The 13,516-nt window shown below is 67.6% G+C and carries 12 protein-coding genes and 1 pseudogene; 9 read left to right on the top strand and 4 right to left on the bottom strand.

All coding sequences use genetic code 11. The features are described 5' to 3' along the window. Positions 1 to 190 (bottom strand): hypothetical protein (locus BU204_RS41775; protein ID WP_233161051.1); only part of this gene is annotated, 190 nt, incomplete at its 3' end. Between the two features lie 66 nt (positions 191 to 256). Here BU204_RS41775 and BU204_RS37045 point away from each other — a divergent pair. The 9 genes from BU204_RS37045 to BU204_RS37005 all read left to right on the top strand — a co-directional run bounded on the left by BU204_RS37045 (position 257) and on the right by BU204_RS37005 (position 9,061). Beyond that, a complete protein-coding gene (locus BU204_RS37045) occupies positions 257 to 1,780 on the top strand; it encodes a tetratricopeptide repeat protein (RefSeq protein WP_233161050.1) in 1,524 nt (507 codons plus the stop codon). After that, a complete protein-coding gene (locus BU204_RS41770) occupies positions 1,713 to 2,006 on the top strand; it encodes a helix-turn-helix domain-containing protein (RefSeq protein WP_075130456.1) in 294 nt (97 codons plus the stop codon). Before BU204_RS37045 ends, BU204_RS41770 begins: the two co-directional genes overlap by 68 nt. After that, on the top strand, positions 1,997 to 2,392 hold the full coding sequence (locus tag BU204_RS42335) for an RNA polymerase-binding protein RbpA (protein WP_075130455.1): 396 nt from the start codon (positions 1,997 to 1,999) through the stop codon (positions 2,390 to 2,392). The genes BU204_RS41770 and BU204_RS42335 overlap by 10 nt, the downstream gene beginning before the upstream one ends. A 130-nt stretch (positions 2,393 to 2,522) precedes the next feature. Next, the gene (locus BU204_RS37030) at positions 2,523 to 3,335 is read left to right on the top strand and encodes a hypothetical protein (RefSeq protein WP_075130454.1); all 813 of its coding nucleotides are present in this window, start codon (positions 2,523 to 2,525) and stop codon (positions 3,333 to 3,335) included. A 269-nt stretch (positions 3,336 to 3,604) separates the two neighbouring features. Next, on the top strand, positions 3,605 to 4,543 hold the full coding sequence (locus BU204_RS37025; protein ID WP_075130453.1) for a S1 family peptidase: 939 nt from the start codon (positions 3,605 to 3,607) through the stop codon (positions 4,541 to 4,543). A 284-nt stretch (positions 4,544 to 4,827) separates the two neighbouring features. After that, a complete protein-coding gene (locus tag BU204_RS37020) occupies positions 4,828 to 6,066 on the top strand; it encodes an aldo/keto reductase (protein ID WP_083661979.1) in 1,239 nt (412 codons plus the stop codon). A gap of 213 nt (positions 6,067 to 6,279) precedes the next feature. Beyond that, complete coding sequence (locus tag BU204_RS37015; protein ID WP_075130451.1) at positions 6,280 to 6,762, top strand: hypothetical protein; 483 nt, start codon at positions 6,280 to 6,282, stop codon at positions 6,760 to 6,762. A gap of 57 nt (positions 6,763 to 6,819) precedes the next feature. Further along, positions 6,820 to 7,455: a GOLPH3/VPS74 family protein gene (locus tag BU204_RS37010; protein ID WP_158073576.1), complete on the top strand. Its 636-nt coding sequence runs from the start codon at positions 6,820 to 6,822 to the stop codon at positions 7,453 to 7,455. A 115-nt stretch (positions 7,456 to 7,570) separates the two neighbouring features. Continuing rightward, positions 7,571 to 9,061 (top strand): APC family permease, encoded by a 1,491-nt coding sequence (locus BU204_RS37005; RefSeq protein ID WP_233161049.1) that lies wholly within the window; start codon positions 7,571 to 7,573, stop codon positions 9,059 to 9,061. A gap of 938 nt (positions 9,062 to 9,999) precedes the next feature. Here BU204_RS37005 and BU204_RS38735 read toward each other — a convergent pair. The 3 genes and pseudogenes from BU204_RS38735 to BU204_RS36975 all read right to left on the bottom strand — a co-directional run. Beyond that, a pseudogene (locus BU204_RS38735) lies at positions 10,000 to 11,531 on the bottom strand (ISL3 family transposase). Between the two features lie 272 nt (positions 11,532 to 11,803). Continuing rightward, positions 11,804 to 12,349, bottom strand: a complete 546-nt coding sequence (locus BU204_RS36980; protein ID WP_143230030.1) for a hypothetical protein — start codon at positions 12,347 to 12,349, stop codon at positions 11,804 to 11,806. Next, on the bottom strand, positions 12,346 to 13,516 hold a 1,171-nt coding region (locus BU204_RS36975), incomplete at its 5' end, for a type IV secretory system conjugative DNA transfer family protein (protein ID WP_143230029.1). The genes BU204_RS36975 and BU204_RS36980, both read right to left, overlap by 4 nt.

The following is a 13,516-nucleotide window of genomic DNA, read 5'->3' as shown; positions in this document are numbered from 1 at the left end:
ACCGAGCCGCATAGAGGAGTCCTCCACGGTTCGGGGGGAAGCTCATGGCCTTCAGCTCGAGGGTTTCGGGCATAGGCATGTGGAGGGTTTTCCGGCGTCGGTGGGTGCGGTGTTGTTGGCGAAGTTTGCCGGCATAGATACAGGCGATGATCAGCTCCGAAGGTTCGAGTTGTTGGCGCAGCGGTGCCATGGGCATGCGTTGTCGCTGTCGGTTGCGGGCGCGTACCTGGCGACTCGCGCAACGCCGGAGGAGAGCGTGCTCAGGCTCGTCGACCGTGGTCCTCTCGATTTGAGTGTGGGTGATGTTTCGGTGGCGCCAGCGCTGAACGCGAGCTATGACGAGCTGGGTCCGATTGCCATGCGGCTCTATCGCCTGTTGCCGCTGCATCCCGGGCCTGAGTTCACGGTCGAGCCGGTCGCGGAGGGGTTGAACGAGCCCGTGGACGTGACCACCCAAGCCGTCTCCGAGCTGCTGGACGCCAACCTGATCACGGAGATCCAGTACGGCCGCTTTCGCCAGCATGACCTGCTGCGCGAACACGCCCGAGCCCGGGCCGAGGAACTCGATCCTCAACCTGAGCGGAATGGCGCGTTGTATCGGATGTGTGAGTGGTACGGGAAAAAGGCTGCCGCGGCGGACCTCGCGATCAACCCTCGTCCTCGGCGGTTCAGCTGGGTGTACCTCGACGTCTATGACATGCAGTTCCCCGACCGGCGGGATGCCCTGGAGTGGTTCACGCGCGAGTGGGCGAATGTGCTGGAGGCGCAGCGATCCGCGGCCGGGCAGGACGGATGGGACGAGCTCGTCTTCCTGCTCGCGGAGACAGTCTGGAACGGACTGCGCTCGTTGTCGGCCTGGGACGAGCTGGCTGAGTCCCAGCGGCTGGGCGCCGAGGCCGCCCGCCGACGCAGTCATGTCCTGGAGTCGGTGTGTCTGAGCCGGCTCGGTTTCGCAGAGACCGCGCTGGGAAACGACACAGCTGCGGAAGAGGCGTGCACTCAGGCGGTCCGGCGGGCTTCGGAGCTGGGTGATTGGTGGGCGGAGGCCGCCGCGCTGTCAACTCGCGCCCGTGCCCGCACAGCCCGGGGCGAGTGCCACGGTGCGCTGGCGGATCTCGAGCGCGCGGTGAGACTCGACGAGGAACTCGGTGACCGGCGCAGCATTGCCTTGCGTCACCGGCGAATCGGGGAGATCTACTGCCGTCCCAAGATGGCCGACTTCGACCGAGCGATCCGACATCTGCGCCTTGCGAAGGACGTGATGCGGGAGGTGGACGACGAGATTGGACTCGCGCGAGCGGTCACCTATCTAGCCAAAGCGCACCTCGGCGCCGGGCAGTGGGGCACTGCTGTGTGCGAGATGGGCGCTGTGATCGACGTTTTGCGTTCCTTCGGGGCTCCGGCCTACCTCGTGGACGTCTACGCCATCTTGGGTGAGGCACGTGCGCGTCTGGGTCATGTGGCGCAGGCCCGTGCCTGCTTCACCGAGGCGATCGAGCTGGGAGAAGCTGCGGGGTTGCACAGATCAGCAGCTCTGGAGCGTGCCCGCTGCTACGCGATGAGTTGGATCACAGCGACGGCGGGCCGGAGAACACCGAGCGACCGGACGTCTCGCCTTGATGAACGCGATCAGTACAGCGGCGCTGCGCTGATCGCGGCGAACGAGCAAATCCTACCGACACGTCCAGAACATTCGAACCGCGAGGGACACGATGGTCATACCCAGGGTCGAGAAAGGCCGCCGACTCACCGGGAAGCGTCGGCGATCGATAGGCCGTAGGCTCCGGGCGCTGTACGAGCGCGGCGCCAGCATCCGTGCGCTGGCGGAAGGGACGGGTCGCTCCTACGGCTTCGTTCGCAGCATCCTGGCCGAGACCGGAGTCGAGTTCCGACCTCGCGGTGGCACAGCGAGCGGCCCCGAACGGTCCAGGTCGGGCAGCGAATCGTCTGCCACGTCCGCGCGCGGTGCACACAGGACTGAGCCCGAGGGGCCCGGATGCAGGTAACGCAACACGTGGCGCTGTGCGAGGTGTCAGTTCGTGGCGAGCCACAGACGGGCATCGGTCAGGCCACGCGGGTCGCGCTGTCGTTCTACTGCGAACGCGGACACGCGCTTCTGGTCTATTTCGCCGCCGACGCCGAGCTTCCTGCCGGCTGGGAGTGTCCCCAGCACGGGACCGTGGCCGGGGAACCGCTCGCGGCGCGACGAGGGCGTGGCCGGCGGCGATCAGCGGATCTGAGCCACTGGGGTGCTCTTCGTGCGCGTCGTACCGATCACGAGTTGGACGCGTTGCTCGAGGAGACCCTTGCCGCTCTCCAGCGGCGGGACGGACCACGCAGGCGATCTGTGCCCATCGGTGGACGCCTGTACGTGGTCGATTACAACCCCTGAAAGGAAGCTGTGGGCCTGCACCGGCTTCGGTGCGGCTGGAGCCGCGATGCGCGCGTCGCGGCCAGACAGTCCCCATCATCATCTGCCGTCGGAGATCCAGTCCGACAACGAGTGTGTAAAGGAACGTTGAGTGCTCCGCCTTGTCAAACGAGAAGCCCGTGTCCGGGACGAACTGTTCGGTGTCCGCACCGTCAAGAACGAACTTCAGACCGCCGTCAACGTCTTCACCCACCCTGACGGGCGGACGGTCACGATCGTGGGCATCGAGCACCTCGGAACGCCGGAGTATTTTGCCCAGCTGCGCAAGGTTGTTGACGAGCTCGAGGCCGCCGGCGCATCCGTTCGCCTGGAGACGTTCCAAGGACAGGACAACGCCGACGCTGCTCGCGACCAGGCCGAACTCGAGGCGCTTCGCCGCTTGCACGACAGTATCGCGTCGCGATTCAACGCGTGGTCTGAGCTTGGTCTGTCCTGGATCGGCCAACGAGACAGTGTCATGTCCACAGCGCCGAGTTGGACACACAGTGACGTCGCGGACATCGACCTGGTCCGCGTGCTGGGACCCGAGTATCACCCTGCATCAGGCAAGGAGCTGCAATCGAAGATCGAGTGGATTAGGCAACGAAACGCGACGTATGGGCTCGCCTTGCTGCGATACCTCGAGGGTTGGAAGCAGGTCCGACGAGGTGATGATGTCCAGAAGGACAAGCACCATGTCGACTGGTGGGCCAAGCAGGTGATCTCCTCATGGCGAGAGTGTGTGGAACTCACCAAGGTCCTCGGCCAGGAGGGTGACACGGTGCTCATCTGGGGCGCCCCTCACATGAAGGGGCTGAGCCAAGGCCTGCTGCGCAACGGTTTCGAGCTCGTCGACACCCAGTGGTTCACGGCGTGCACCGCACCCCGTCTGTGGTGGCGGCCGTCGACGAGAGGTCAGAAGTAGTTGCCTCACCTGATGACGTCCCGCCGCCTATCGGAGGTGGGCCGGGAGATCGAGGGCAGGAAGTGACTGCCCGGACATGTAAGGAGGACATGGTGAGAAGGCCGCGCCTCGTGGCGCGAGGGATCACGACCATGGTGCTGATCACCAGCGCCGTGCTGGGAACAACCGCACCAGCCGGGGCGGAACCCACCACCGGTACGCCACCGGCACCAGGACCGGCAACAGGACCGGCAGCGGGACCGGTGGCCCCAGATACCGCAGGTCGGAGCGTGGTGGAGCCGAGGAGCATCGGCGGGGAGGAAGCGAAGGCCCGCTACCCCGACCCCTTCTCCGCCGCGGTGCCGGCAGCCCCAGAGGCCGCAGGTCTGAGCGGGGTGGAGCCGAGGATCATCGGCGGGGAGGAAGCAAAGGGCCGTTACCCCTTCTTCGCCGCGGTGCTGCACCCCGATCCGGCCACCGGGGTGGTCCGGGCGACGTGTGGGGGCTCGCTGGTCGCTCGGCAGTGGGTGCTCACGGCGGGGCACTGCGGGGAGCGGTTCGTTCCGGGCACCACCCAGGTGCGGATCGGGAGCAAGAACTGGACCGAAGGTGGTCACCTGCGTGGTGTCCGGGCCGTCGTGCTCCATCCCGAGTGGGCGTGGGAGCCGGGTGACGATCTGGCGTTGCTGCAGCTGGATCGACCGGTGCCGACGAGCCCGGTTCGGATCGGTGGGGGCATCGGTCCGGTGGGGCAGAGCTACCGCATCCTCGGACACGGAACGACCTGTGAGGCCACCGAGACCAGCTTCCCGTGCCGCCCGGTCCGGCTGATGCAGGCCGACGTGCTGCGGGAAGCCGACAGTTCCTGCGACTGGTTCGACCTTTCGTCTGAGGTCTGCGTGCGGGGTGAGTCCGGGCAGATGGCCTGTTTCGGTGACAGCGGCGGGCCGCTGCTGGTCGAGGTCCGTGGCCGGTGGGTCCTGCTGGGTGTCACGTCCCGAGACGGGGATCCCACCGTGGGCGATCCCGAGGATCCGGCCAACCGGGTCTGCGGTGGGAGCAACGGCGGCGGTCGCGGGATCTACACCGACGTCACCACCTACCGCCCCTGGGTGAACAGCGTCGTCCACGCTGACCACCCCGGCGAGCGGGCCAGTGACCGGGCCGGTGACCGCCCCGGTGACCGCGCCGGTGAGGGTGCCGGCGCGGAGCGGGCGACCGACTGGTGACCACCGCTCGGCCGGGCCCGCGCCCGTCCCGGCACGGCTTCGTGCCGATTCGGCGGGGCGCGCTGCTTGCGGACGTGGGTGAGCGGCGCGTGTGGAGCCGGTGACGGGTCCGTGAGGAGGGTCGGGTGGCGGCGCTGCGCTCCCGCGCAGTCCCTGTCGCCGTCACCCGACCCCACTCTCCGGGGTGGCCCCCGATCACGAGGGCGTTGCAGCGGGCAGGACCCGCGGCCCGGCGGCGAGCACCAACCGATCCGCTTTGTTGTTGAGCACTGAGGAGACTCGTGATGACTGCTGCACCCGAGGACGAGCCGGTTTTGCCGGTGGGGACGATGTCGGCGCGACGGCTGGGGATCGGATCCCTGCCACTGGCCGGCCCAGGCGCGTGGGGCTCCACCACCAGCCCCGACCGGGCGATGTGTGTGCTGATGGAGGCCGTCGATGTGGGTGTGGGACACGTGGACACCGCTGATGCCTGGGGTCCCCACATCGTCGAGACGTATGTCGCGAACGCGGTGCATTCCTGCCCGGCGGGGGTGAGGATCGCGACCAAGGGCGGCCTGACGAGGCCCGGACCGGGCAAGGCGGTCCCGTGTGGTCGCCCCGAGTACCTGCGGCAGTGCGTGGAGACCAGCCTGCGCCGGCTGAGAGTCGAGCGCATCGATCTGTACTACCTGCATCGAGTCGATCTGACCGTGCCGTTCGAGGCTCAACTCGAGGTCCTCGCTGAGCTGCAGGCGGATGGCAAGATCGGCGAGATCGGGTTGTGCAAGGTCGGGGTCGATCAGGTCGTGCGCGCTCGGCGAGTCGTGGACATCGCCGCGGTGCAGGCCTCCTACAACCTCGCCCACCGCGCGAACGACGACGTCCTGCGCTACTGCGAGGACCACGACATCCCGTTCGTGGCGGTGGGCGCGCTGGGCGGCGGGCTCCTCACCCAACGCGACGGGGTCCTGGCGGCCGTCGCGGCGTCCTACGACGCCACCCCAGCCCAACTCGCGATCGCCGCGCTGCTGAACCGCTCCCCGGTGATCACACCCATCCTGAGCACGGGTTTGTCCGAGCACCTGCGCGAGCTCCTCCGCGCTCCCGACCTCCGACTGACCCCCGACGACGTCGGGCAGATCACGGTCGCGGTAGACGAGGCCCTCGCGGCCCGAGGGGAGCTGGCCTCGGCAGGGTCGGAACGCTTCCTTTACGACCTGCTGGAACCCCTCCTCATCGCAGACGGTCGATGGCAGGTCGTCGACGCTGGCTGGGGAACAGGGACGGCACGTCGGGAATGGCCGGACGGGACGGTGGACTCACTATTCCTGGTCGCCTCGGGGACAACGCAGCTCACCCGCACATATCGCGGCAAAGACCTGATCGATCCGATCCAGGGAATTGTGACCGACGTCGTCCACCAGGTACTGCAGCTACCCGAACCCTGCGTCAGCGCCGCAGAGGGCGGCAGGGCCCGCGAGGACGCGGTTCGCCGAGCAGCCGGCGGGATCACCAACATCGGCGACTCCGGCAGCCGCTAACCCTTCCCCCGAAGAGGCTCCGCCATGACAACCGCCACGACAACCGCCAGAACATCGGCGGTGACATCGGCCATGACACCTGCGACCTCCTCGACGCGGGACAGTCCTGACGCGACAGGCACGAGATCCGACGAGGGCGGCCAGCACCGGAATCCCCGCAAGGTCTGTGTGCGGGGACGGCTGGATCTGGCCGCGGTTCCTAGCGCGGCCAGCGTGGTCCGGTTGCTCGTGCGCAAGGTTCTGACCCCACCCGCACACGATGAAGCCCTGATCGCGTGGGTGGAGCGGGTGGCGGAACAGCTCGTCGCGCACGCCGTCGCAACCACGGGTGTGATCGAGGAGGACCTCCCGTTCCACGCCCCCGCGTTCGACCAGCTGACCACGCTCACTGTCTACCTGCACGACAGGCACGACCACGTCAGCGTCGAGGTCTGGGATACCGGATCCACCGCACCCGACCCCCAGCTGATCCAGGCCCTGAACCTCGGGCCATGCGAGCACCTGCACTACGCACTCACGCCACAGCTCTCGCCGCGACGTTCTCGGGTCATCTGGTGGACCGCACCGAGCGAAGACAACGCGCTGCATACCGAGCTGCACGCCGAGCCGACTGAACTCGGCGGATGGCCCCCGGCCGATGCCGACCTCGACCCCGTGGCGTGGCGGACCGACCAGCACCGCCGAGAGAAAGGATGACCGGTGCACACCCCGCGACTAGGAGCACGTCACCCTGCTGGGGGCCGGATCACACCGGTGTTGCTGCTGGCTGACGGCTTCTTTCTCCTCGCGCACGACTCGATCTCGTGGCGATGCCGCCTGTCCCCTCGGGGCCTGCGGCTCGGGCTCGCGGCAGCGTTGCTCGGAGAGCAACTCCTCTTCCAGCAGATCACCCTCGGCAATGGACACCTCCGCGCGTTGCCGGCCTGGGCGCTACCGGACCCGTTGGCCCAGTCCGTGGGCGACCAACTCCGGGCCGAGCCGGAGGTGACCTCGGTGCGGGACTGGATGGAGTTTCTCAGCCGAGACGCCTACGACGCCGTCGGCGAGCGGTTGATCCGGCAGAACCTGGCCCAGGCCCGCGTCGTGCGCCGCTTCCTCCGCACGGCCACGACCTACGTACCGGTCAACCATCTACACGCTGCCGCACTCGAGGACCGCCTGGCCGTCGAGATCGGCGCGGGTCCGGCATTCAGGGAGCCCGACATGGTCCTTCTTGCCGGACTGGCCCACGCGACCGGCCTCACCCGCTTCATCCTCGCCGACACCCCGCCACCTATCCGCGCTCAACGCGTTGACCGCGCGGTCGCGGCGCTGCCCCCCTCGCTGCAACACCTCGTCGGCCACACCAACGCCGCGGTCGGCGACGCCGTCCTCACCCCTCGCCCCTGAACACACCCCCCACCGCCACCTCGCACCACAACCTCGTACCGCCACCACGCCAAGGAGCTGACCCATGCCCCTTCCGCGACAACCACTCAAGCCACGGACACGCAAGCCACGGAGCGTGTCGACGACGCTGGCCGAAGCTCGCCTCGGCGTGCCGTCCGTCACGTTCTTTGTCATCTCCGCCGCCACCCCGCTGACCGTCGTAGCTGGAGTGGTCACTACCGGATACGCCGTCACCGGCATTACCGGCCTCCCGCTCGGATTCCTCATCATCGGCGCAGTGCTGGCCCTGTTCTGCATGGGCTACGTCGCGATGGCCCGCGACGTCGCCAACGCCGGCGCGTTCTCCGCCTACATCGCCCGCGGCATCGGCCGCCCCATCGGCGTCGCCGGCGCGTGGGTCGCGGTGGCCGCGTACAACGCGCTGCAAGTCGGGCTCTACGGCGTGATCGGCGCCGCCGCCACACCCCTGCTGGCCGTCTGGCTCAGCCTCCAGCTGCCCTGGTGGGCAGTCGCGCTGGTCGCGTGGCTGCTGGTCGCGGTGCTGGGCCTGCTCCACGTCGACCTCAACAGCCGCGTGCTCGCGGTGCTCCTGGTCGCCGAGGTCGCGATCATCCTGCTCTACAGCCTCGCCAACCTCACCCACCCCGCGACCGGCACCGTGCGTTTCGACGGACTCGACCCCACCACCCTCGCCACCCCCGGCCTCGGCGCCGTCCTCGCGCTCGCCGTGCTGGGCTTCGTCGGCTTCGAATCCACAGTGGTGTACTCCGAGGAAGCCCGCGACCCGCAGCGCACCATCCGGATCGCCAGCTTCATCACCGTCGCCGTGATCACCGCCCTCTACACCATGAGTTCATGGGCCATGACCGTGGCCACCGGCCCCGACCAGATCATCACCCAGTCCCAAACCCATTCCGCCGAGCTGATCTTCCACCTCGCCGGACAACACCTCGGGCCGACCCTGGTCGACCTCGGCCGGGTCCTGTTCGTCACCAGCGTGCTCGCCGCCATGATCTCGTTTCACAACACCACAGCCCGCTACATCTTCGCCCTCGGCCGCGAACGCGTCCTCCCCGAGATCCTCGGCCACACCTCCCCCCGCACCGGTGCGCCCCAACTGGGCTCACTCCTCCAAACCGCCGTCGGGCTCGCCGTGATCCTGCTCTACGCCACCGCCGGCTGGGACCCCGTCGCGCACCTGTTCTTCTGGGGCGGCACCGCCGGCGGAGTCGGTGTCCTCCTGCTCATCACCACCACCGCCATTGCGATCGTCCGCCACCTCGCCCGAACCCCCACCACCAAGACGACCTGGCGCTTCCTCGCCGCGCCCGTCCTCGCCGCCACCGCGCTCATCCTCGTGCTGGTGCTCGCGCTCACCAACCTGCCCACATTGCTCGGCGTCCCACCCGACTCGCCCGTGCCCTGGCTCATCCCCTGCGCTTATCTCACGTTCGCCGCCCTCGGCGCGCTCTGGGCCCTTGTCCTCTACCACCGACGCCCCACCGCCTACCGATCGATCGGACTCGGCGCCAAAAGCGCCGCCCTCAGAAGCGGCGGGCCCGTACCCGACCACTCCGACTTCCAGTGGGACAGGCCACCGAGCTGATGACACCCCCCACCATCCGTCGTGCGAGCCCCGACGACGCCCCCACCACAGCCGCACTGATCGCCACGGCATTCCACCCCCTTGACGTCGCCGCCTGGCTGGTCCCCGACCCCCAACGACGTACCGGCACCCTCACCGCACACTTCGACATCCTCATCGACCACGCACTCACCCACGGCCGCATCGACCTGATCGAAGACGACGACACACGCCAACTCGCAGCCGCAGCCGTATGGATCCCCCACCTCACCGGACCACCCCCACCACCCCCCGCCTACGACCAACGACTCGCCACCGCCTGCGGACCCGCCACACCCCGCTTCCAACAGCTCGACCAGCTCTTCACCCACCACCACCCCCACCGCTACCCCCACCACCACCTCGCCCTCCTCGCCACCCGCCCCGACCGCCAACGCCACCAACTCGGCACCGCATTACTACGACACCACCACAACCACCTAGACACCCACGGAATCGCCGCCTACCTCGAAGCCAGCAGCCCCGAATCCCGCCAGCTCTACAAGAGACACCAGTACCGCTGCCCAGGACCCAAGGTCCATCTACCGGACGGACCACCACTCTGGCCAATGTGGCGCGAGCCTCAAGCACACGTCTGTCAGACGAACGGTGAAACTAAGGGAGCAGTTCAGCACTGAGCTCTCGCGTGTCGAGGTGTGTGAGGAGGTCCTGCTTCGTCACTGTTCCGGGACAACGGGGGGCGTCCTTACCGCGTGCTCGTCGCTAAACGATGGCGCGGGGCGGGTATGGCGGGATTGCCACCTGGGAACCCGCCCCGCGCCAACCGTCGAGCTATGAGCCCGGCGATCAGTGCGCCGAAAACGATCGCCGCGCGGCAACAGAGAACGCGAGGTACCGCCAGCGGTTGCAACGCTGGGTCTATCTCATGATCGGCTCTGGCGCACTTTCGGTGGTGGGTGTTATCCGAGGAGGATGCGGTGGCGTAGGAGAGTAAGGCCTGCTCGTCCGTACATTTGCCGCTTGAGCAGCTTGGTTTTGGTGTTGACGCCTTCGGTGCGTCCGTTGTGGTGGTTGTGGGTGATGGCGGCGGTGACGGCGTCGATGTCCTGGTTGATGCCTCGGGCGAAGGAGTGCACGTGAGGCAGATCGGCCTCGCGTGCGGTGGTGGTCCATTGCGCCAACCGGGCTGGGTTTTCCTCGTGGGGGGAGTGAGCAGGGTTGCGAAGAAGCCCACAACGCTTGTCAGCGCTGCCATCTCGGGGCAGGCCGCGGTCAGGCCTTGGCGGCGTTCGTGTTGCCGTTCGGTGAGGTTCTGCGGTCGGGTCAGCAGCAGCCTGGCGGCTCGGCGTGGCGACAGGTGCGGGTGGTCGTCGAGATGGCGTCCCTGGTTGAGGTAGCGCACGAGGAGGTTGTGGCTGCCGTGGTAGCCCATGGCGCGGATCTCGGCCAGCAGCGCGGTGGCCCCCACACTCGGCTCTTGTTCTCGGCGGGCACGGAGGTGGCCCCGGTACGGGTCGACCATGCAGGCCCGATACTTGGGGACCCGCTGGATGCGCTGCGGCGTGTTAGCACGGGCGTATCGCTTGACCGTGTTCATCGCCAGGCCGAGCCGGCGTGAGCAATCCAGCAGCCCGACCCCAGCCTCGAGCAAGGCGTGGATCTGCTGCCACCGCTGGAGTGTGGTCTCGGCGAGCTTTCCTTCGCGCAGAGCGTGACCGAAGCCCAGCACGCACTGTGGGCGGCGACCTCCTTGCCCACGGCGTCACAGAGTCCGTGCCACAGGTGCCATCGGTCGGCGACCTGGATCCCGTTGGGCAGCGCGTTCCTCACGGCCTGCGCATAGGCCGCTGAACCGTCCCGGCACACCACCTCGACTCCTGGATGCGCCCGCAGCCAGCCAGCCACCACCCCGGCGCCGCGTCCGGCCAGCACATCGACCCGGGCACCCGTCTCGGCGTCGATCAACACGGTGGCGTAGTCATGCCCTCTGCGCAGGGCGAAGTCATCGATCCCGAGCACCCGCGGCACCACCCGATCCGGCAGCGGGATGCCCAACAGGGCCCGCACTGCGGTGTCCCGCCCCACAGCGATCCCGAGAGCTGGCAGCAAACGGGCGGAGGCCCTGCCAGCCAGCTCGCGAACGACATCACGAACCTGCTCACCCAGCCGAACGGTCCGTCGCTGGTACCGCTCGATCACGCCCGGCACCTGCTCACGGAACGTCCGGCGCACGCACTCTGTTACAGCAACGCATCCGACGGATCCGCAACCTCACCAACACCCGACGCCCATCGACCGGCACATCCGCCGGGACACGCTCATGAAAGGCATGAACCCGGCCGGTCAGCGTCCCGCAGACAGGGCACGCCACCGCACCGCCCTTGGTCGACGCCCGCACCACGACCACATCGCCCGCATCCTCGACACCCTCGATCACCAGCGCCGACAGCCCCGAGAACACCACACCGACCAGCATCGCCATCTCAGACACAAACGATCATGACAGCCAGCCGGCCCGTCCCGGCACAGGGCCACGACGGCACCACCGAAAGTGCGCCAGAGCCGATCTTGGAACAGTCCCGCAACGCTTGGAACGCCCCGCGGATTGTCGATCACGGTGCGGTCTTTCGAGTTTCTATGTCCTCCGTCTACAACTCTGCGCAGAGGACCTCGTCCGGCGCCAGCCGCAGGAGCGATGGTGATCGCTCGCTTCGGCAGTCGCGGCCCGGTGCGGCGACAGCCCATGCTGATCCAAACAGTTGATTAGGTTTGTCCGCGACCGGCCAGGTGTGGGAATCCGAAGTGCAGCTGACCGAGTTGGTCGACATCGTCATCGTGGTTGTACGACGTGGTGGTGTAGGAAGTGCGTTGGGTGTCGGTTTCGCTGCGCCAGGTGTCGGGGTGGTCGCTGCGGCGGCATTCAGGCGGTGAAGCGCCAAGCATGTGGTTGAGTCGGGCGCGAAACCCAGGTAGGTGTCGGAGGTAGTATTCGCCGGCGATCAGGGGCGTGGTCTGTGGGTGGATGTGCGCTGCGTACCAGAGCCAGACCTGGACTGCGAGTTCGGTGGCGAGGCCTGGGTGGTGACGCCAACAGGGTGGGATGAGGTCGGTGGGCTGGGTGGCGTGGATATGGTTGTAGGTCTCGACCCAGACGTCGATCATGCGCGCAAGCGCGGCCCGTTCGTTTAGATGCAGGGCGGACCATGTCCAGGGTGGTCGGCGGGGTTCCTCGTTGTTCGCAGGCGCGTTGTAGAGGGCGAGGAGTAGTTCAAGATCCTCGTCGTCAAAGGCGGTCGCTGCGCCGGTCACGACGGTCCTTCGGGTCGACTGAAGTCAGCGCTGGCAATGGTGGCTTCACGGTGGCCGCCGGGGGTGGTGGTCTGTCGATTGCGGGCACCCGCGACCTGCCGCGCGACGGCTTCAGCTTCCGCAGTGATGACCCGGTTGAGTGCACGGCTGTCGCGGTAGGCTGGGATCCAGGCGATGAATGGCGCGACGCCGCGGGCGATCACCACGGCTTGACCGTCGCTGAGCCGTTGCTGATCAGCCACGCTCAGCGTGTCTTGGTGCTGGAGTTGCTCGCTATAGCTGGCGCTGTGACCGGCGTATGGGCTGATACCGGTGGGGAAGCTGCGGGTCGGAGTGACAACGGGTGTGGACCCGGCCCGCTCGGATAGATCCCGGGCACTGCCTATGTCGATGCCGCCGATAATCGAGACGCCGGCGGCCGCGCGTAGCGCTTCGGCGTCTGGCCCGTATACGGCGTCCTCCTGAGACGCGGTTTGGGCTCCGTAGATATAGCCGATGCCGTATTTGCGTTGAGCGCTCGCCACGTAGGGCAGGTTGGGGATGGTGATGCCGTAGCGAAGCTCGTCGACGACGCCGATGAACGGTTGTGGAAGCCGACGGTTGGGGGCGCGCAGGGCAACCGCTTCGGCGGCGAGGAACATTTCGGCAGCAAATAGGCTGAGTAGTGGTTTGAGGCGGTGGAGGCGGCTGCTGTCGGCGAGAAGGTACACCGTTCCACCCTCGGTGATCATTTGTTCCATGTCGAACTGGCTGTCGATGTCGCGATGCCCGCACAGTCGCCGGCCTTCGGTGGCGGTGATGCTATTGAGCGAGAGGGTGAGATAGCGCACCACCCCGCTGGTGGTGCGGCCGGCGCCGGGGTCGAGGTGGCGGGTGATGTTGACCGCGGCTGAGGGTTCGGCCCGGGGGTCGTCTCGCAGGATGCGGGTCGGAGTGGGGTCGTCGATGCGTCGGAGCCACTCGGCGAGGTCGTCGACGTCCTTGGCGGCTAGATCGGCCGCGTGCAGCCAGGCGGCGAGCACTTCGCTCGCGCTGTCGCGGAAGAACTTGTCGTTGTCGCTTCCCGTTGCTGGGTGGGGTGTGGTGGTGTCGATGCCGTTGACCAGGGCGACCGCGCGGCGGTAAGGGCTGTCACGTAAATGATCTTCTTGTTGTGGCTGGGTCGGG

Source organism: Actinophytocola xanthii (genome assembly GCF_001921205.1).
Classification (GTDB): domain Bacteria; phylum Actinomycetota; class Actinomycetes; order Mycobacteriales; family Pseudonocardiaceae; genus Actinophytocola; species Actinophytocola xanthii.
Note: the sequence above shows the minus strand (reverse complement) of the source record. Positions and strands in the feature narration are given on the sequence as shown.